Annotated in this window: 18 protein-coding genes; 9 read left to right on the top strand and 9 right to left on the bottom strand. The window is 73.0% G+C overall.

The window, feature by feature from the left end:
* The first annotated feature begins 271 nt into the window (after positions 1 to 271).
* Positions 272 to 1,591 carry a dicarboxylate/amino acid:cation symporter gene (locus tag AB0D45_RS07085; RefSeq protein ID WP_362455721.1) on the top strand — a complete coding sequence of 440 codons (1,320 nt, stop codon included), beginning with the start codon at positions 272 to 274 and terminating at the stop codon, positions 1,589 to 1,591.
* Positions 1,592 to 1,705: 114 nt separating this feature from the next.
* On the opposite strand, the gene AB0D45_RS07080 is transcribed toward AB0D45_RS07085, so the two are convergent.
* The 5 genes from AB0D45_RS07080 to AB0D45_RS07060 all read right to left on the bottom strand — a co-directional run bounded on the left by AB0D45_RS07080 (position 1,706) and on the right by AB0D45_RS07060 (position 6,039).
* Entirely contained in the window at positions 1,706 to 2,440 is a 735-nt protein-coding gene (locus AB0D45_RS07080) for a dienelactone hydrolase family protein (protein WP_362455720.1), read from the bottom strand.
* 208 nt (positions 2,441 to 2,648) lie between these two features.
* Positions 2,649 to 2,951 (bottom strand): hypothetical protein, encoded by a 303-nt coding sequence (locus AB0D45_RS07075; protein ID WP_362455718.1) that lies wholly within the window; start codon positions 2,949 to 2,951, stop codon positions 2,649 to 2,651.
* A gap of 19 nt (positions 2,952 to 2,970) precedes the next feature.
* Entirely contained in the window at positions 2,971 to 4,899 is a 1,929-nt protein-coding gene (locus AB0D45_RS07070; protein ID WP_362455717.1) for a serine/threonine-protein kinase, read from the bottom strand.
* 40 nt (positions 4,900 to 4,939) lie between these two features.
* A complete protein-coding gene (locus tag AB0D45_RS07065; protein WP_362455715.1) occupies positions 4,940 to 5,185 on the bottom strand; it encodes a DUF397 domain-containing protein in 246 nt (81 codons plus the stop codon).
* Positions 5,182 to 6,039: a helix-turn-helix transcriptional regulator gene (locus AB0D45_RS07060; RefSeq protein ID WP_362455713.1), complete on the bottom strand. Its 858-nt coding sequence runs from the start codon at positions 6,037 to 6,039 to the stop codon at positions 5,182 to 5,184. The genes AB0D45_RS07065 and AB0D45_RS07060 overlap by 4 nt, the downstream gene beginning before the upstream one ends.
* A 146-nt stretch (positions 6,040 to 6,185) precedes the next feature.
* On the opposite strand from AB0D45_RS07060, the gene AB0D45_RS07055 reads away from it, so the two are divergent.
* The gene (locus AB0D45_RS07055; RefSeq protein ID WP_362455810.1) at positions 6,186 to 6,623 is read left to right on the top strand and encodes an ATP-binding protein; all 438 of its coding nucleotides are present in this window, start codon (positions 6,186 to 6,188) and stop codon (positions 6,621 to 6,623) included.
* Here AB0D45_RS07055 and AB0D45_RS07050 read toward each other — a convergent pair.
* The gene (locus tag AB0D45_RS07050) at positions 6,595 to 6,894 is read right to left on the bottom strand and encodes a hypothetical protein (RefSeq protein ID WP_362455711.1); all 300 of its coding nucleotides are present in this window, start codon (positions 6,892 to 6,894) and stop codon (positions 6,595 to 6,597) included. The two genes, AB0D45_RS07055 and AB0D45_RS07050, sit on opposite strands and share 29 nt — an antisense overlap.
* Positions 6,895 to 7,298: 404 nt before the next feature.
* On the opposite strand from AB0D45_RS07050, the gene AB0D45_RS07045 reads away from it, so the two are divergent.
* Complete coding sequence (locus AB0D45_RS07045) at positions 7,299 to 8,081, top strand: helix-turn-helix domain-containing protein (protein WP_362455709.1); 783 nt, start codon at positions 7,299 to 7,301, stop codon at positions 8,079 to 8,081.
* 65 nt (positions 8,082 to 8,146) lie between these two features.
* Here the strand turns inward: AB0D45_RS07045 and AB0D45_RS07040 are convergent, their stop codons facing one another.
* Positions 8,147 to 8,734: a hypothetical protein gene (locus tag AB0D45_RS07040; RefSeq protein WP_362455708.1), complete on the bottom strand. Its 588-nt coding sequence runs from the start codon at positions 8,732 to 8,734 to the stop codon at positions 8,147 to 8,149.
* 433 nt (positions 8,735 to 9,167) lie between these two features.
* On the opposite strand from AB0D45_RS07040, the gene AB0D45_RS07035 reads away from it, so the two are divergent.
* From AB0D45_RS07035 to AB0D45_RS07025, 3 genes are all read left to right on the top strand, one after another.
* Positions 9,168 to 9,818, top strand: coding sequence for a hypothetical protein (locus AB0D45_RS07035; protein WP_362455706.1), 651 nt, complete (start codon positions 9,168 to 9,170; stop codon positions 9,816 to 9,818).
* A 228-nt stretch (positions 9,819 to 10,046) separates the two neighbouring features.
* Positions 10,047 to 10,439, top strand: coding sequence for a fibronectin type III domain-containing protein (locus AB0D45_RS07030; protein WP_362455705.1), 393 nt, complete (start codon positions 10,047 to 10,049; stop codon positions 10,437 to 10,439).
* 121 nt (positions 10,440 to 10,560) lie between these two features.
* On the top strand, positions 10,561 to 12,273 hold the full coding sequence (locus tag AB0D45_RS07025; RefSeq protein WP_362455703.1) for a DUF4173 domain-containing protein: 1,713 nt from the start codon (positions 10,561 to 10,563) through the stop codon (positions 12,271 to 12,273).
* Positions 12,274 to 12,280: 7 nt separating this feature from the next.
* On the opposite strand, the gene AB0D45_RS07020 is transcribed toward AB0D45_RS07025, so the two are convergent.
* Entirely contained in the window at positions 12,281 to 14,107 is a 1,827-nt protein-coding gene (locus AB0D45_RS07020) for a HEAT repeat domain-containing protein (protein WP_362455701.1), read from the bottom strand.
* A 174-nt stretch (positions 14,108 to 14,281) separates the two neighbouring features.
* On the opposite strand from AB0D45_RS07020, the gene AB0D45_RS07015 reads away from it, so the two are divergent.
* Complete coding sequence (locus tag AB0D45_RS07015; protein ID WP_362455699.1) at positions 14,282 to 14,419, top strand: hypothetical protein; 138 nt, start codon at positions 14,282 to 14,284, stop codon at positions 14,417 to 14,419.
* Here AB0D45_RS07015 and AB0D45_RS07010 read toward each other — a convergent pair.
* Positions 14,404 to 15,165, bottom strand: a complete 762-nt coding sequence (locus tag AB0D45_RS07010; RefSeq protein ID WP_362455697.1) for a hypothetical protein — start codon at positions 15,163 to 15,165, stop codon at positions 14,404 to 14,406. The genes AB0D45_RS07015 and AB0D45_RS07010 overlap by 16 nt on opposite strands.
* Positions 15,166 to 15,391: 226 nt before the next feature.
* Here AB0D45_RS07010 and AB0D45_RS07005 point away from each other — a divergent pair, with 226 nt between their 5' ends.
* Positions 15,392 to 17,257, top strand: coding sequence for an AMP-dependent synthetase/ligase (locus AB0D45_RS07005; RefSeq protein WP_362455695.1), 1,866 nt, complete (start codon positions 15,392 to 15,394; stop codon positions 17,255 to 17,257).
* Positions 17,258 to 17,569: 312 nt separating this feature from the next.
* Positions 17,570 to 18,910, top strand: a complete 1,341-nt coding sequence (locus tag AB0D45_RS07000) for an alpha/beta hydrolase (RefSeq protein WP_362455693.1) — start codon at positions 17,570 to 17,572, stop codon at positions 18,908 to 18,910.
* Positions 18,911 to 18,931 lie beyond the last annotated feature (21 nt).

Below are 18,931 nucleotides of genomic sequence, written 5' to 3'. Positions count from 1 at the left end.
CTCAAAGCATCCCTTTGAGTTTCTCAAAGCGGAGGTGTTAGCGTGGGGACCATGTTGACCGCAGCCGCGCACCCGATGATCCCGAGCGTCCCGCTCGTGGCGCGCCTGCACGTCGACCTCTGCCGCCGCGTGTCCGCGGCCTGTTGCCGTTGCCGCTGAAGCGCAACAGCAGCGGTCCCCGGCCGGCCCGGCCCCTTTCCGGCTGCCGCCGTACCGCATCCCTTGCAGAAACCTTCCGCCGTACGTCCGTGCGTCCCCCGGAGAGTGTGTCTTGTCCGCGTCCCCCCAGGCCCCGGCTCCCGCCAAGGCCTCCTTCACGTTCCCGTTCTGGGCCCAGATCGTCGCCGGCCTCGCGCTCGGCGTCCTGTTCGGCTGGCTCGCCCGCAGCCAGGACGTCAGCTGGCTGAAGACCACGCTGGAGCAGATCGGCGACATCTTCATCCAGCTCCTGAAGCTGGCCGTCGCCCCCCTGGTCTTCTTCGCCATCCTGGTGTCCATCACCAACCTCCGGAAGGTGAACAACGCCGCGCGGCTCGCCTCCCGCACCCTGCTCTGGTTCATGATCACCTCGCTGATCGCGGTGGGCATCGGCCTCGCCATCGGCCTGCTGACCGACCCGGGCGCCGGCACCGGCCTCACCCCGGCCGACGGCAAGGAGCCCAAGCGGCACGGCTCCTGGCTCGACTTCCTGACCGGCATCGTGCCGAAGGACATCGTCACGCCCTTCACCGAGCTGAACGTCCTCCAGATCGTCTTCCTGGCCGCCGTCGCCGGCATCGCCGCCCTCCAGCTCGGCCCCAAGGCCCAGCCCGTCCTGAACCTCGCCGAATCCGTCCTGGAACTCCTCCAGAAGGCCCTGTGGTGGGTCATCCGCCTCGCCCCGATCGGCACCGTCGGCCTCATCGGCACCGCCATCGCGAGCTACGGCTGGGACCTGATCGGCAAGTACGCCACCTTCACGGCCGACGTCTACATCGGCTCGGCGCTCGTCATGTTCGGCGTCTACCCGCTGCTGCTCGCGACGGTCGCCAAGGTCAACCCGGTCCAGTTCTTCAAGGGCGCCTGGCCCGCGATCCAGCTGGCCTTCGTCTCCCGCTCCTCGGTCGGCACCATGCCGGTCACCCAGAAGGTCACCGAGCGCCTCGGCGTCCCGAAGGAGTACGCCTCCTTCGCCGTTCCCTTCGGCGCCACCACCAAGATGGACGGCTGCGCCGCGATCTACCCGGCGCTGGCCGCGATCTTCATCGCGAACATCTTCGACGTGCAGCTGGGCATCAAGGAGTACCTGCTCATCGCCTTCGTCTCGGTCGTCGGCTCCGCCGCCACGGCCGGCCTGACCGGCGCGACCGTGATGCTGACGCTGACCCTCTCCACGCTGGGCCTGCCGCTGGCGGGCGTCGGCCTGCTGATGGCGATCGACCCGATCCTCGACATGATGCGCACCGCGACGAACGTGGCCGGCCAGGCCGTCGTCCCGGTGATCGTCTCCGCCCGTGAGGGGATCCTCGACAAGGAGGCCTACGCCGCCGCCTCGTCCTCCCCGCTGGACGAGCCGGCCGCCCCCGCGGCCCCGGTGCCCGTCGCCGCGTAAGGCGGCGCGCGAGGCGCGACGCACGCCGTACGGCCAGGGGCGCCCCGGATCTCACCGATCCGGGGCGCCCCTTCGCACGCCGGTCAGGACGCGCCGTGCGCCGGAGCCCGGAGCTCAGCCGCTGACCAGCGTGCGGTCGAGGAGGGGGAGCAGGCGGTCCCAGTGGCGCCGCAGCGCCGAGGCGTCGAAGGCGTCGGTGTCGGGCATGGTGAAGCCGTGGACGGTGCCGGGGTAGATCTCCGAGGTGTGGGCGACCCCCGCGGCGTCCAGGCCCCGGTTGAGCTCCGCCAGGGCATCGGGCGTCAGGTCGCTCTCGGCGTGGCCGAAGTGCACCTCGCCGCTGATCCCGGCGAGGGCGCCGGGCCCGTCCGCGCCCACGGGAGCGTGGAACGCGGCGACGGCGGCCACCCGGCCGGGGTGGGCCGCGGCGGTGCGCGCCGCCAGCAGCCCGCCGATGCAGTAGCCGGTCACGGCGACCGGTCCGGGGGCGACTTCGGGCCGGGTGGTGAGGAACCCGAGGTAGGCGTCGGCGTCGCGCCGTACGCGTTCGGCGGTGTGCGCCATGATCAGCGGCATCACGCGGTCCATGAGCGCGGGCCGTTCCTCTTCCCCGATGTGCCCGGGCAGGTCGAACAGCGGTGCCGGCCCGTGCCGGTGGAAGACGTTGGGGACGAGCACGTAGTAGCCGTGGCCGGCCAGCTCGCGGGCCATGTCCTCGATCACGGGCCGGATGCCGAAGCCGTCCGCGTACATCAGCACCCCGGGGTGCCGCTCGCCGTGGTCGGGGAAGGCGGCGAAGGCGTCGGCCCGGCCGTCCGGGGTGGGGATCAACAGTTTGTGGATGGGCATGGGTTCTCTCCTGTCGTGGCTGATGTCTGACCTGTGATCGACACGACGGAGGCGGGGCCCGCGCGGCAGCGCCGGAATCCCGGTCCGACAGCGGGCCCGCAGCGGCCCGTACGGCGCTCAGCGGAGCACCGGGTCACCTATCCGTGTGTGGCGCGAAGCCGTCCCGGTATGCATGGCTGCGAGCCTAGCCCACCGGCCGCGGGGGTCCTCAGACCGTCTGACCCCGCCAGTACGCCACCGCGGCGAGGAGGAAGGGGGCCGCGTACCACCAGCGGCCGAGGTTGCGGTGGAAGACGGGGACGGCGGTCAGCAGCAGGCCGAGGAAGCAGAGGAAGACCGAGACGCCGGCGGTGAAGCGCACGTCGTCGTGCAGCCGGTCGTACGGGGAGCCGGGCCGCAGGACCAGGGCGATCCAGCAGAAGTAGGCCGCCGGGAGGTAGACGAGGGCCAGGGGCACGGCGAGCACCCAGCGCAGGCACCCCCGGTCCTCGGGCAGGTCGATGGACGTCATCCGGCCATCTTCGCCGCCGTCAGCGCAGCTTCCACACCCGGAAGGTGGTGTCCTCGCTCCCGCTGGCGAGGAAGGTGCCGTTCGGGCTGAACGCCACCGAGCTGACGGCGGCGGAGTGCCCGTTGAGGGTCGCCCGGTGGACGCGCGTCGCCGCGTCCCACAGCCGGACGGTACGGCCGCCGCCGCTGGCGAGGGTCTTGCCGTCCGGGCTGAACGCCACCGACCGGACAGCGCTGTTGTGGCCGGTGAGGGTGCCGTCGGCGGTACGGGTGACCGCGTCCCAGAGCCGGATGGTGTTGTCGGCGCCGGCGCTGGCGAGGGTCTTGCCGTCGGGGCTGAACACCACCGAGGCGACCGGCTTGGTGTGACCGGTGAGCGTGCCGGTGGGGGTGCGGCTCGCGTAGTCCCAGAGGCGGATGGTGCCGTCGATGCCGCCGCTGGCGAGGGTCTTGCCGTCGGGGCTGAACGCCAGGGACGTCACCGGCTTGGTGTGGCCGGTGAGGGTGGCGACGGGGGTGGGGGAGCGGTTCAGGAAGTCCCAGAGCCGGATGGTGTTGTCGTCGCCCCCACTGGCCAGGGTGTTGCCGTCCGGGTTGAACGCCACCGCGCGCACCGGCCCCGTGTGTCCCGCCAGGACGCCGACGGGGCTCAGGCTGGAGACGTCGTACAGGTGGAGGGCGCTGCCGCTCCCGCCGACGAGGGTCGTGCCGTCGGGGCTGTAGAGCACGCAGCTCACGGTCGTGTCATGGCGGTCGAAGGGGTTGAGGCCCCCCTGCCCGAGGAGGTTCCACACCCGCACGCTGCGGTCGTTGCCGCCGCTGGCGACGTACCTGTTGTCCGGGCTGAACGTCACCGACTGCACGGGGCCGGTATGGTCCTTGACCTCGTACGCCAGGCGCACGCCGTCCGTGCCGGGGCCGCCGTTCGCGTCGTCGGAGTTGCCGCCGCCGGAGCCCTCGCTGCCGTTGCTCTTGTCGCCGGTCAGCCGCAGTACGGCGTACGTCCCGCCCGAGACCCCCGCCAGCGCCCCCAGCCCGCCGAGCAGGACGTTGCGGCGGCTGGGCCGTGGTGCGGCCGGGGCAGGACCCCGCAGGTCCACCGTCGGTACGTCGCGCACGGCCGGCTGCCGCGGCAGCGCGCGCAGCCGCTCCGCGACGGCCGGCGCGTCGGGCCGCTCGGCCGGCTCCTTGGCCAGCATCGAGGCCACCAGTTCCAGGAGGGCGGGCGGCACGTCCGCCCGTACGGTGTCCAGGGCCGGCGGCTCCTCCTCCAGGTGCATCCGCATCAGCACCCAGGCCTGGTCGGTGCCGTGGAACGGCGGCGCGCCGGTCAGCAGCGCGTACAGCACGCACCCCAGGGCGTACACGTCGCAGCGCCCGTCGACGTGCTCGCCCCGCCACTGCTCGGGGGACATGTAGGGCGGCGTACCGAAAACACGGCCGGTCACGGTCAGCCCGCCCGTGGCGTCGGCGGTGCGCGCGATGCCGAAGTCGCAGATCTTCAGCCGGCCGTCGGCGAGGAGGAACAGGTTCCCGGGCTTCAGGTCCCGGTGCACCACCTTCTGCGCGTGCGCGGCCGCCAGCGCCTCCGCCGCCTGGAGGGCGAGGTCGAGCACCTGGGGGAGGGCGAGGCCGCCGCCGGGGGAGCGGGCCAGGAGGTCGGACAGGTCCCGCCCCTCCAGCAGCTCCATCACGATGAAGAGCCGGTCGTCGTGGCGGCCGATGTCGTGGACGACGGTGATGCCGGGATGCTGGAGCCGCGCCCCGATGGACGCCTCGCGGCGGAACCGGCCGAGCAGCTCCTCCGAGGCGTCGAACTCCCGCAGCACCTTCACCGCCACGGCCCGGCCCAGCTCGACGTCGTACGCCCGCCACACCTCACCCATGCCGCCGTGCCCGAGCCGCTCGTCCAGCCGGTACCGCCCGGCCAGCTGCTCCTCCGGCTGCATGCCGCCCCCTGCTCTACGTCAACCTCGGCCTACGCAGGGGTCATTGTGTAGCAAGGAAGCCCGTCCAGGCGGAGGGTCCGAAGGTGAGGTGGGGGAGCGCGGCGTCCTTGGAGTCGCGGACGTGGATCCGAGCGGGGGTGGCGGCCACCTCGACGCAGGAGTCGCCTTCGCTGCCGCTGCTGTAACTGCTCTTGTGCCAGGAGTGCGCCACCTCGACGCAGTCGTTGATGTCACCGCTGTCGCTGTAGCTGCTCTTAAACCACTCCAGCTCGGGCTCGTGGATCATGTCTCTCCCAGCACTTGCTCGATGAATGCGACCGACTCCCGTGGCGTAAGAGCCTGGGATCGGATCATGGCATGGCATTGCTCCAAGATGCGGACCTGCCTCGGATCGGAGACGGGGCGACCGTTGAACGCTCCTTCACACCGCCCCACCGCCGATCCATCGGCGAACTTCAGCACTTGGATCAACCCGCCCATTCCGGCGTGCTCTTCTACGTCGGTGGGCATGACCTGAATCGTCACGTGCCGCAGCTTGGCAACCTCCAGTAGGCGTTCGAGCTGCCCACGCATCACCATTGTCCCCCCGATGCGTCGTCGAAGAGTCACCTCTTCTTGGACGAAGCAGAGTGCGGGTACGGGATCCCGGCCGAAGATCGATCGCCGTGCCATGCGTGCGGCCAAACCGCGTTCCACCTCCTCCTTGGTGTGGGGAGGCTGCCACATCTCGAACAGGGCCCGCGCGTAATCGTCTGTCTGCAACAGACCGTGGATGTTGTGGCTGCCGTATGCCGACAATTCGACGGCCTGGCGCTCCAGCTTTGCCAGGTTGCGGACCTTCTTCGGGTAGCGGACCTGCTCCATGTCCGCCTTCATGGCCGTGATCTTGCCGCCTGCCCGCAGTACCTCGTCCGCCCTGTCCAGGTACTCCGGGCGCGGGATCCGTTTGCCCGCCTCCACCTTGCGGACCAGGTCCTCGCCGTACCCGACCTCCGTGCCGAAGTCGGCGGCCCGCATGCCCGCCTCCTCGCGCCACGCCCTGAGCTGGCGGCCGAGTGCCGCCAGGACCGCCGCTCCCTGTTCGTCCTCCGGGTCGATCTCCCAGCCCGCGTCTTCCGTACCGTCGTTGTCCACCGCCATGCGTGCCCCACCTCCGACGCACCGAAATCCTCAACACCCCCTGCCCCTACGGCCTTCAGGACAGCCCGGACAGCACCGGACAAGCGCGGGACAAACCCCGGACGCACCGGCGGTACCGCTTCTCACGGTAGCCACGCCGCTCCACGCTGGGTGAGGTGACGACTCAAATCTGGTGCTCTGCACATCAGTTCGGTGTCCAGCTGCCCGCCACGCCCCGTGGCGCCCGACAGGCCCGGCAGCTCGCCGTGGAGAAGCTCCGCGCGTGGGGGCTGCCCACCGACGGGCCCGCGCTGATCGTGGCCGAGCTGGCGGCCAATGCCGTGACCCACGGGCGGGTGCCCGGACGGGACTTCCAGGTGGTGCTCAGCCTGCGTGGCGGGGCGCTCCGGATCGAGGTGGTGGACACCCGCCGCGACCGGATCCCCGTCCCCCGGGAGGCGGACGCCGACGCCGAGGGCGGCCGGGGCCTGGCGGTGGTGGAGGCGCTGGCCGACCGGTGGGGGGTGGAGCAGGGGCCGCCGCCGTGCAAGGCCGTGTGGGCGGAGGTGGACCTGCCTACAGGCGGCTCGCCAGAAGGATCGTGACCGGAGGCGGGACCACCGCGATCCAGCCCGCCCAGCGTGCGGCCGTGGCCAGGGCGGGGCGTCGCCGGAGCAGCCAGCAGGCAACGGCGAGCACCGGGGTGAGGGTCCAGGACGCGAACCAGAAGACCATGACGACCGCCACGGCCTCGGGGTGGACCTCCGAGGCCATCCCGGCCAGGGCCCCGAAGACGAAGGCCACGGGGCTCAGGGCCACGGCCAGGACCGTGCCCCAGGTCAGCGCGGTGTCGGATGCGGAGGTCGGGTCGTTCATGGGTCCAGCCAAGCGGCTGGGCGAGCGGTGCGCCTGCGCCCGGGTACTCAGCGCCGGCCGGTCCCCGTACTCATCCGGGGCGCGGGCCGCCAGGATCCGGCGACCCTCGACATAACCCCCTAAGTACGGAGGTAAATCCACCCAACCCCCCCTCCGGCCCCCGCTCACTCTCTCGGGTGAACTGTGACAACTCGGCTGGATTCCGGGGTGGTTGCCGGGCATATGCTCGGCCCGCCAACCACAGAACTGAGACGGCCCCCGCCGGGACTGGCATCCCGAACGAGGGCCTGACCAACTAGGAAGAGAACGACTTCCAGATGGCGTTCAAAGAGCTTAACGGGCGTGCGCGCACGGCGTCCCGCGTTCGAAGCGGGACCATCCCATCAGGTGTCGTCCACGTCAACGTGCGGCACACCGACCACTACGTCGTGATCGGCAACCACCTGGCCCAGCACCCGGTCCTGTCGCTGGTGGCGATCGGCCTCGCGGTGCACATCCAGTCGCTGCCCGCCGGTACCGGAATCGGCATCAAGGAGCTGACCGCCCGCTTCCCGGAGGGGGAGATCCGGATCGCCGCCGCGCTGCGGGAGCTGGAGGCCGCCGGGTACCTGGAGCGGACCCGCGTACGGACCCCCGAGGGCCGGCTCGTGACCCGGACGGTGTCCTACAACCGGCCGCGCGCCGCCGTCCCGCCGCAGGACGACCCGCCGCCGCCCCCGCCGCCCGCCGACCGGGCCCCCGTACCGGAGCCGGAGCCGGAGGCGGCCCCCACCCGGGAGCCCGCCCCGGAGCCCGCCCCGCGGCCAGGGGCGACCGCCCGGCAGGACGCCGCCGACCTGCTCGCCCGGCTGCGCAGCGACGACCCCCGGCTGCTGCTTGCCGAGCGGGACGTACGGCGGCTCGCGCCCGGGGTGGCGGCCTGGCTGGACCGGGGGGCCGAGCCGGAGGCCGTGCGCCAGGTGCTGGCCTGGGGCCTGCCCGCCGACCTGCGCAGCCCGGCCGCGCTGATCGGCCACCGCCTCAGGGAGGGGATCCCGCCGCACATGCCGGTGACCCCGCCGCCCGCGCACCATGCCCGGCGGCCGGAGCCCATGCAGAACTGCGACGGCTGCGACCGGGGCTTCCGGGCCAGCGAACCGGGCCGCTGCCGCGACTGCCCGCCGCCCGAGTCACCACGTGCCGCGTAGCCCGGCGGGCCGGGCCCGCATCGACTGCGGGCCCGGCCCGGACCGAGGATCCGAGGGGAAGCGGATCAGTCGGTGCAGTACTGCTTGATCGCGGTGCCGAACGCCGCGGTGTAGGCCTTCGTGTAGGCCTCGTCCGCCTTCTTCTTGGCCTCGTTGTCGGCGGTCAGACCCTGGTTGGGCTTTACCTTCGGCTTCGGCTCTTCCTTGCAGGCGCCGGACTGCCCCAGTTCCCTGCCGTCGGCGAAGCCTTCACGGGCGCCGCGCTTGCGCTCGTTGTCGATGAAGTTCTTGTTGACCGCGTCCTGCGCCTCCTGGCCGCCCAGACAGGTGGCCTTGGTTCCATCGGACTGGGAGGCCGCGTACTTGCCGACGGGCAGGTCGAGGGCGGAGAACTTGCCGTCGGCGCCCACCGTGACGAGGGACCCGCCGTCGCCGTCGGTCTGGTCGACGGTGACCTTTCCCTTGGTCTTGTCGAATCCTTCGCCGGTGACGACCACCTTGGTCGCGTCGTTGGCCTTGGCCTCCACGAAGCACTGGGCCGCGGGCGCGGCCTGGGGGGTCGTGGTCATGGCCGATGCGGCGGTCGCCGACCCCAGGGCGAGCGAACAGACCGCCAGGGGGACGAAGAGGGTCGTACGGGTGCGCTTGTTCATGTCGTTCCTCACCTTGGGGGCGGGAGAGGGGGCGTGGCCGGGGCGGGTCGGCACCGCGGAGGGGAAGACGCCGCACCGGTACGCGGTCCACGGATCGGAGCAGTGCCCGGGGCGGTGCGCTCCACGCGCAACGGCAGGCCCCGGCAGCAGTCCGTCCCTTCCATCGTGCCCCGCCCCTCCGGGCCTGTCGACCGGAGTCCCGGACCCCCCGGCCGCAGGCCGTCGTACGTGCCGAACAGCTGCCCTGGCCAGCGCCGTTGCGGCGGGCTCGCGACCGGGCGGGCCGGGGTCCGGGCGCCTAGACTGAGGGGGTCACGCCCTGCGCCCGCCCCGGGTCACGGCACCCGTCCACGGGCCCGGGGACCGCCCGTGGACCCGCGCCCGCCGAACCATCCGGGCCGGGCGGGATCCACCCGTATCCGGGAGGGCGACCATGACCGGCCACCTCCGGCGGCGGGCGTTGGGCCCGCTCGTCCTGTTCTCCGCACCCGCGCTGGTGCTGCTGACGGTCGTACCCGCCGGCGCCCTGCCCCCGGCCGCCGCGTCGGCGGCCACGACGGTGTCCGCCACGGCGGCGAAGGCGCCGACCATCTGCCACGGGCTGACCCAGGGTCAGGACCCGTACCACCGCGGCTGCCGTGAGGGCTACCTCCAGGGCTCCAGCTCCGGCAACCGCGACGGCAAGCCGCCCATCTGCCGCAAGACGCTGCCGCCGTTGGTCCCGCCCAACCCCAGCCCGTTCGTCCAGGGCAAGGCCGAGGGCTACACGTACGGGTACAACCAGGCCTACGCGAAGTCGGCGGCCGCCAACAAGGCCGCGTGCGCCGCGATGAACAACCCCCAGCCCCAGCCTCAACCGCAGCCCCGGCAGCAGACGCAGGAGAGCATGTTCGCCGCGGGGAAGTCCTCCGGGGAGACCTGGGGGCGGGACGAGGGCAAGGCGTGCCTCCTCGCGCGCACCCACGCGCGCCTCGTACCCCCCAAGCAGCCCGACCCGCTGATCCTCGCCTTCCAGAACGGCTACGCAGTGGGCTACGACACCGCCTTCGACGAGGCGTACCGGGCGAACTGCCTGAACAAGTGAGCTCGGGGGTGATGTGGGAGGTAGGACGATGAGGATGCGACGTGCCGCCGGCGCGGCAGCGGCCGTACCGCTTGCCCTGGTGTGCGTCTGGACGGCCCCGTCCGCGGAGGCGGCCGGCACCCACACCATCACCCTGAGCGGAAGCCTGACGGTGTCCGGCTCTTCGAGGGCTCGGACTGCCTGAACACCGACCTCGACGGGGAGGACCAGGGGATCCAGCAGGGCTTCATGCCCGGGAAGAGCCTGACCAACTGGCAGCTGTCCGCCGAGAACGGCGAGGCGGGCTCCGACGACTACGCCCGGGTGACCTTCAGCCTGAAGCACGCGGGCGGCACCGGCATCGGCCTCGGCCGTCCGGCCGAGCCGTCGAACGTGGTCCCCACGAGGGACGCCGCCGACCCCACGCGCGTGGTGGTGGAGTGGAGCGACCAGGCGACCGACGAGAGGTGGTACGAGGTCTCCGACAGCACCCTGCGGCAGATCAAGAAGGTGCCCCCGAACAGCACGTCGTTCACCTGGACCGGACTGCCCGCCGAGAAGCAGTGCTTCCAGGTGCGGGCGGTCAACCTCGTCGGCCCGTCGGCCTGGACGCCGGTCAGGGCCACGGCCGAGTGCGTCTGATCCGGCGGGAAGAGTCGCCGGGAGGGTCTGTCACGGTCTTGCCACAAGGATGAGTTGAATGTGTTCAAAACCCGGGGGTGCGGGCCTACGCTGACGGCCACGCAACAGGGGAGGGGACCCGATGTCCGACCACGCCGACGCGCCCGAACAGGCGCAATCAGGCGGATCCGCCGAGGCTCCGGCTCAGCCCGCTCCGCCGACGCCCGCGCCGCCGCCGACGCCCGCGCCGCTCGCCCCGCCCGCCCCCGGAGTGCCCGGGCACGACCCGGCCGCCTGGCGGGGCTGGCTGGCCTACCAGCACCGGATGCGCCAGCAGCAGGCACGCGAGGCGGCCGCCGCGAAGGCGGCGAACTCGATGTGGCGGCGGATCCGCCCCGCCGAGGCGGCCCCGGTCCACCCCGTCACCCTGGTGGCCGCGCTCGCCGCCGGGCTCACCACCGCCGTCGTCCTCGGGGAGGGCATGGGCCCCGGGCTGCTGCTCGCGGCGCTGCCCGCCATGGTCGCCGCGTACGCCGCCGCCCGCGCGGCCGGGCGCAAGGCCAGGCCCTGGAGCCTGGTGTGGGCCGCCGGCTGCGTCGTCCTCCTCGCCGTGCCGGCGCTGCGGGACGCCGCCTGGCCCTCCACGCTGGCGATCCTGGCCGCCGTGCTGCTGGCCGCGCTGGCCCTGCACGGAACCCGCCGGTGGCCCGGCGTACTGCTCGGCCCGCTCGGCTTCGTCGACAGCGCGGTCACGGGCGTCGGCTGGGCCTGGGCGGGCGTGCGGGCGCGCGGCGGCGGGGCGGGGCGGGAGCGCTGGGTGCCCGTCGCCAAGGCGGCCGTGGTGACGGTGGTGCTGCTGATCGTGTTCGGGGCGCTGTTCGCCTCCGCCGACGCGGCCTTCGCGGATCTGATCGGCGGCCTCAGCCCCGACATCCCGGTGGCGGAGGGGCCCTGGCGGATCCTGCTCTTCCTGCTCGGCACGGTCCTCGCGCTCGCCTTCGCCCGTACGGCCGCGGCCCCGCACCGGTGGGACCGGATGAAGCGGACGCCGGGCAAGGCGCGCTCACGGGTGGAGTGGAGCCTGCCGCTGATCGTGCTCAACCTGCTCTTCGCCGGCTTCAACGCGGTACAGCTGGCGGTGCTGTTCGGCGGCTACGACACGGTGCTGGAGCGCACCGGGCTCACGTACGCCGAGTACGCGCGCCAGGGGTTCTGGCAGCTGCTGTGGGCCACCGTCTTCGTCCTCGGAGTCATCGCGCTCGCCCTGCGCTGGGCGCCGCGCGGGGGTGCCGGGGACCGGCGCCTGGTCCGCTCGGTACTGGGGACGCTGTGCCTGCTGACCCTGGTGGTGGTCGCCTCCGCGGTGCGCCGGATGGACCTGTACGTGGACGCGTACGGCCTGACCCGGCTGCGGCTGTCGGTCGTCACGATGGAACTGTGGCTGGGCCTGGTCATCGTGCTGCTGATGGCGGCCGGGATCGCCGGCGGGCGCTGGCTGGCCCGTGCGGTGGTCGGCAGCGCGGCGGCGACCGTCCTGGCCTTCGGCCTGCTGTCCCCCGACGGGATCATCGCCGAGAGCAACGTGACCCGCTACGAGCAGGACGGCAAGCTGGACCTCGCCTACCTCCGCGACCTGTCGGCGGACGCGGCCCCCTACCTGGACCGGCTGCCCGAACCCCGCCGCTCCTGCGCCCTGATGGGGATCCGGGACCAGCTGCGGGAGGCCGAGGACGCGCCCTGGTACGCCACGAGCCTCGGCGAACACCGCGCCCGGGCGATCCTGCGCGAACGCCCGGTGACGGCGACGGCCCGCGAGTGCGCGCTGCTCGGCGCGTACGGCGGCCGCGTGGAGTAGGGGTCCCTCAAGCCGTACTGCCGGCCGTACCCGTCCCGCCGCGGTTGCCGAGGGCGGCCTCGGCGGCGAACTGTACGGAGGGGTCGCCCTCGGCGACCAGCCGTCGCAGAGCCTTCTCCGCCGCAGGGTCGCCGGGCGAGCCGGCGCCGAGCGCGGTGGCGGCCGCCGCCTTGACGGCGTCGTCCACGTCATAGGTCAGGCGTACGACGGTGCCGCGGACCACGGCGTCGCCGGGCCAGCCGGCTGCCAGCGCGCCGGCTGTGAACAGTCGTACGTACGGACTCGGATCATCGCTCAGCCGGAGCACCGCGGAGCGGGCCGTGCGGTCTCCTGGCCAGCTGGCAGCGATCTTCTCGGCGACGTACCAGCGGACCTCCGGCTCCGTGTCGCCGAGCATCCGTAGCACGGCGGCGCGGGCCGTGGAATCACCGGACCAGCCGCGAACGAGTGCCTGCGCGACCTCCGCGCGGACGTCTTCGTCCGGGTCGCTTGCGAGCAGCAGGAGGATGTCGCGGGCCGTGGGATCCCCCGGCCAGCCGTTCATGAGCGCGTTAGCGACGCTGTCGCGTACCGGCGGACTCGGATCGCCGGCCATCCGCAGCACGGTGTCCCGGGCGAGGGGGTCACCGCTCCATCCGACACCGAGACCATGGGCGGCGGTCCGGCGAACGCGGCTGTCCGCGTCACTGGTCAGTCGCAGCATGGCTTCCCGGGCGTCCGGATCACCCGACCAGCCGGCCGCCAACCCTTTGGCGGCGTGCTGCCTGACAGCCGCGTCGGGGTCGGATGCCAGACGGATGACGGTGCCACGGGCATCCTCGTCGTGGTGCCAATCGGTTGCGAGCTTGGCGATGGCCGACTGGCGGGAGTCCGGGTGGGTCAGGCGGGCAGAGGACAGGAGGACCGCGAGCTCATAGTCCGGTTCGAGGAAGCCCTCCCCGCCGATGAGGGTGTTGCGCAGTTCGCGGACCTCCTCCTCCTTGCGGGTGTTGACCTGGTGTGCCTTGGTGAGAGCCGCCGCGATGTCGTCCAGGGCTTGCCGGGCGAACAGGTCGGCGGGCGGCATCGGGCCGTGCGGGTGACCGGGGTCCGGGTGGGTGAGCGTGAGTTCCGAGACGTCGGGGTGCTGGGCGAGGCGTTGGAGGTCGGCTCGGGCGCGGTCCCAGAGCTGTTCCAGGGTCAGCTTGCGGGCGATGACCCGGTCCGCCTCCTGCTGTGCCGTCGACTTGTAGGCCTCCGCCTGGCGGGTCTCGTCGCGTACCCGGGCGAGCGCGTGCGGGTCGGTGGTGCGGAGGGCGCGGACGTCGTTCCCGGCGATGATCTCGCGCAGTGCGCCGGTGATCTGGAACAGGGTCAGGAGCAGGAACTCCGCGTCGCGCAGGGCGTAACGGAGGCGGCTCTCGGTGTCGGCGGCCGACGCCAGGTCCCGCTCCACCCGGGCCAGGTCCCGCTGGGCGAGGGCCAAGTCCCGCTGGTGGCGGAGGGCGGTGGTGTCACCCCCGCCGTCCGCCGGCCGTGGTGGGGAAGTGGCGGCCCGGAGCAGGGAGAGGGCCTCGTCGCAGCGGCGCTTGTGCTCCTGCTCGGTGAGGTGGGCGGCCTTGTTGGTGATGCGCAGGAACTGGATGGTGAAGGGGACGGGGGGCTTGGGTGTCGTACGCCCGCTGTAGAGGCGGTCGATGTGGGACTTGGAGTACGCCATCCCGTCGATGCCGCAGCCGGGTTTTCGCAGCGCCGCCTTCTTGAAGGCCTGCTCGATGTCGCGCGCGCCCAGGCGGGCTTCCTCGGCCTGGGCGCGCAGGAAGGCCCCGTACCGCTGCCACGTTTCGGAATGCATCTTCTTCCCCGGTCGTCCCTGGGACGGATCAGGCGGTCCCCATAGCGCGGGGATTCGCCCCGGCCGACGCGGTCGCCCGTCCCAGGGCGTCCCTGCCCCGGTGGGGACCGGGTGCAAACGGGTCAGGGTCTGCTCATGTCCCCATCCCGGGGCTCTCGTGTGAAGGAGATCCGCATGCATGGCAACCACGTTCGGGAACTGCTGCTCGCCGCCGTGCCGGAGGCGGTCGGCGGGGTGGCCGCCGCCGTCGTCGTCGGGGTGGCCGTCTGGGTCTGGCGGCGGGTGGCGCGGAAGGGTCAGGAGCGGGAGTAGGAGCCGAGGCCGATCAGGCAGTAGACGTACTCGTTCACGACGCTGCCGTTGATCGTGTACTGGTACGAGAAGCCGTACTCGGTGCGGGAGTTCTCGTCGCAGCGGCTCATGTCCGAGGTGCCGGGGAAGCGCTGGATGACCCGGTAGTGGGCGTCGTCCGCCGAGCAGGAGACCTCGTCGATGTTGCTGACGCGCTGCGCGGTGGTGGAGTCGGGCAGTTCGCCGTTGAGGCAGGTGCCCGCCTCGAAGGGGCGGGGGGCCGCGGTGGTGGGGGTGGGGTCGGGCGTGGGCTCGGTCGTCGGCTCGGTCGTCGGGGTGCGCGTCGGCGGGCTGTAGGTCGGCGGGTCGTAGGTGGGCGTGCTGTCGGTCGGCGAGGGGTCCGGGGTGTACGTCGACTCGGCCGTCGGGGACGAGGAGGCCGACGCACTGTGGGAGTGGTCGTCGTTGCTCGTGACGACGATGCCGATGACCACGGCGGCGACGGCCCCGAGCGCCAGCAGGCCCCCGAGGGCGCCGCTCTTCCCCGTCCGCGCGGGCTGCGGCGTCACCGGCGGCGGTGCCGGGGGTCCGGACACCCGTATGCGCAGCAGGACTTCCGTCTCGCCGACGCGGGCCCGTACGAGGTCGCCGTTGCGTGCGGGGGGTATCCGCATGCGCTGCGGGCCGGCCGGAAGGGAGACGGAGACGGTGGCCCCCGCGGCGGCCTGTGCGGGGGTGAGCGTCAGCTCGATTTCCTGGGGCGACACCGGCGGCTCCTCGGGGTGGGGGCGGGACCCTCCCCGGATTCTGCCGGGTACGGGCCCGGGGACGCAGGCGTTCCGGCAGTCCCGCGGGGTGGCGTGTGCGCGCCAGGGGGTGGTCCCGTCGACGGGGTGTGGAGCTGGCGGGGAGAAGGCGTACGGGGGGTGGTCCCGGGCGCCGGGGCGTGCGTAGATTACCGGCGGTAACACCCCGACGACCGAGGAGAACGCCGTGGACGCAGCCGAGCCGAAGCCGGTCGAGCCCGTCAAGACGATCGTGGGCGGCGTGGTGCGCGAGGTGGCCGTGCCGGCCCTCGTCGGCCCGGCGGCGAGCGGGTCCCTCGGGGACATCCCGTTCCAGAACGCCCGGGAGGCCCCCCGCGAGGCCGTGCTCGCCCGCAAGGAGCGCGACGGCAGCTGGCGGGACGTCACGGCCGCCGAGTTCGCGCGCGAGGTGCTCGCCGTCGCCAAGGGGCTGATCGCCGAGGGGCTCGCCGAGGGCGACCGGCTCGCCATCATGGCCCGCACGACCTACGAGTGGACCCTGCTCGACTTCGCCGGATGGGCCGCCGGGCTGGTCACCGTACCCGTCTACCCGACCTCCTCCGCCGTCCAGGCCCGCTGGATCATCCACGACTCCGGGGCCGTGGCCTGCGCCGTCGAGGACACCGTCCAGGCCCGGCTCATCAGCGCCGAGCGCGCCAACCTCCCCGGGCTGGCGCACCTGTGGGAGTTCGACACCGGCGCGCTGGCCCGGCTCGTCAAGGCCGGGGAGCACCTGCCCGACGCCATCGTGCACGCGCGCAGGGCCGCCCGTACGCCCGATTCCGTCGCCACGCTCGTCTACACCTCCGGCACCACCGGTCAGCCCAAGGGCTGCGTCCTGACCCACGCCAACTTCTTCGCCGAGGTCGACAACGCCGTCGAGCTGCTGCACCCCGTGTTCAGATCCGCCACCGACGAGCCCGCCTCCACGCTGCTCTTCCTGCCGCTCTCGCACGTGTTCGGGCGGATGGTCGCCGTGGGCTGCCTGCGCGCGCGGGTGAAGCTCGGCCACGCGCCGAGCATCAGCAGCGAGGACCTGCTCGCCGACCTCGCCGGCTTCCAGCCGACCTTCCTCCTCGCCATCCCCTACGTGCTGGAGAAGGTCTACAACACCGCCCGCGCCACCGCCGAGAAGATGGGCCGCGCCGCCTCCTTCGACCGGGCCGCCCGCATCGCCCAGCGGTGCGGCGAAGCGGCCGGGGGCAACCCGCCCGGAATGGGGCTGCGGGCGGCCCGCGCCCTGTACGACCCGCTGGTCTACCGGCGGATCCGGGCGGCCCTCGGCGGCCGCGTGCGCTACGTCCTGAGCGGCGGCTCCCCGCTCGGGCGGCGGCTCGCCGCCTTCTACACCGGCGCCGGCATCGACGTCTTCGAGGGCTACGGGCTCACGGAGACGACGGCGGCCGCGACCGTCACCCCGCCGCAGCGCCCCCGGCTCGGCACGGTCGGCTGGCCCCTGCCGGGGACGGCGGTGCGCATCGCCGACGACGGCGAGGTGCTGCTGCGCGGCCGGCACGTCTTCGCCGGGTACTGGAACGTGTCCGCCCACCAGCCCGGACAGTGGCTGGCCACCGGCGACATAGGCGAGCTCGACGCCGACGGGTACCTGACCATCACCGGCCGCAAGAAGGACCTGATCATCACCTCCGGAGGCAAGAACGTCGCCCCCGCGCCCCTGGAGGACTGGCTGCGCGCCCACCCCCTGGTCGGCCAGTGCCTGGTCATCGGCGACAACCGCCCCTACATCGCCGCCCTCCTCACCCTGGAGCCGGACGGGCTGGCGCACTGGCGGCAGATGCACAAGAAGCAGAACGTGCCGCTGCGCGAGCTGGTCGCCGACCCCGAACTGCTGGCCGAGCTCCAGCGGGCGGTCGACGAGGCGAACAAGCTGGTCTCACGGGCCGAATCCATCCGCCGCTTCACCGTCCTGCCCGGGGAGTTCACCGAGGCACGCGGACACCTGACCCCCTCGCTGAAACTCCGGCGCGGGGCCATCGCCCGCGACTACGCGAGGGAGATCGAGCAGCTGTACCGGGCGCCGCGCACCGCCTGAGCGCCCGCGGCCGTCGAGGGGCGGGGGCGGCGGAGCCCGCTTATGGTGGGCTGGGCCGACCGGTCCGGGGGGCGACCCGAGGAGGGCGCAGTGTCCCGTCCCCGTTCCCGTCCCCATGCCCGGCCCCTTCCACAGCCCTTTTCCCGGCCCTTTGCCCGGCCCCGTTTCCTGCCCCGTACGGTCGCCGGCGCGGCCTGCGCACTGGTCGTCGCCGCCGCCCTCGGGGCAGCCCCCGGCCCGGGCCCGGCCGCGGGCATACGGTGGGGGGACTGCCCCCTCGAAGCCCCGCCCGAGGGGATGCGGTGCGCGGAGGTGACCGTCCCCCTCGACTACGCGGACCCCGCCAAGGGCACCACCCGCGTGGCCGTGGCCCGCATCCCCGCCACCGCCCCCGGCCGCAGACCCCTCGGCTCCCTGCTGCTGAACTTCGGCGGCCCCGGCAACCGCGGGATCGCCTCCCTGGCCGCCGACCCCAAGGCCTTCGCGGAGCTCGGCGAGCGCTACGACCTCGTCGCCTTCGACCCGCGGGGCGTCGGTCTCAGCAGCCCCGTCTCCTGCGGCGGCAACCAGCAGACCGGCGACGACGTGCCGGAGGACGCCGCCTCCCAGCTGGCCGCCCTGCGGGCCGTCGCCCAGCGGTGCGCGCTGCACTCCGGGCCCGTCCTGCCCTATATCGGCACCGTCAACGTCTCCCGGGACATGGACCGCATCCGCCAGGCCCTCGGCGACAGGAAGCTCAACTACCTCGGCTTCTCCTACGGCACCCGGCTCGGCGCCGTCTACGCCGCGCAGTTCCCGAAGACGACCGGCCGGATGGTCCTCGACGGGGTCGACACCCTCAGCGAACCGCTCGCCGAGCAGGCCCTGGTCTCCGCGCGGGGCCAGCAGCGGGCCCTGGACAACTTCCTGACCTGGTGCGCCCACCAGAACGGCTGCGTCTACGGCACGAACACCCGCACCGCCCGGGAGAAGATCGAGGAACTCGTCGAACGACTCGACGCGCGCCCCCTGACCGGCACCGACGGCACGCACTTCACCGGCCAGGACGCGGTCGGGGCGATCGGCGCCGCCCTGTACTCCAAGACCCTGTGGCCGGACCTCGCCGAGGCCCTCGCCCGGGTCGAGCGCGACCGGGACCCGGCCGCCCTGAAAGAGCTGGGCAACCCGCCCGAAGGGGAGACCGACGACGGCCCCGCCAAGATCCCCGAGGACAACGGCGAGGCCGCCCTCACCGCCGTGAACTGCGCCGACGACCCCGACCGGAGCAACGACGAGGCCACCCCGCACGCCATCGCGCAGGAGATCCACGACCTGGAGGCGGAGTTCCGCCGCACCTCGCCGGTGTTCGGGCCGGGCCAGCTGATGACCGTGCTGTCCTGCTACGGCCGGCCCGCCGGCACCGACTTCATCCGCCGCATCGACCGTCCCGGCGCGCCCCGCATGCTCCTCGTCGGCACGCGCGGGGACCCGGCGACCCCGTACGAGTGGACGGAGGAGACGGCCCGCCGGCTCGGCTCGGCGGTGGTGATCGACTACAAGGGCGAAGGCCACACCGGCTACACCGCCTCCGCGTGTGTCCGGGGGTACGTCCACGACTTCCTGACCGGCGGCAGACTGCCGGCCGGCACACGCTCCTGCCCCGCCGGGGAGTGAGCCGGCGGGACATGAGCGGGA

Origin of the sequence: Streptomyces sp. NPDC048352 (assembly GCF_040651895.1) — a bacterium.
In the GTDB taxonomy this organism is placed as follows: domain Bacteria; phylum Actinomycetota; class Actinomycetes; order Streptomycetales; family Streptomycetaceae; genus Streptomyces.
This window is presented reverse-complemented; position numbering and strand designations above follow the sequence as displayed.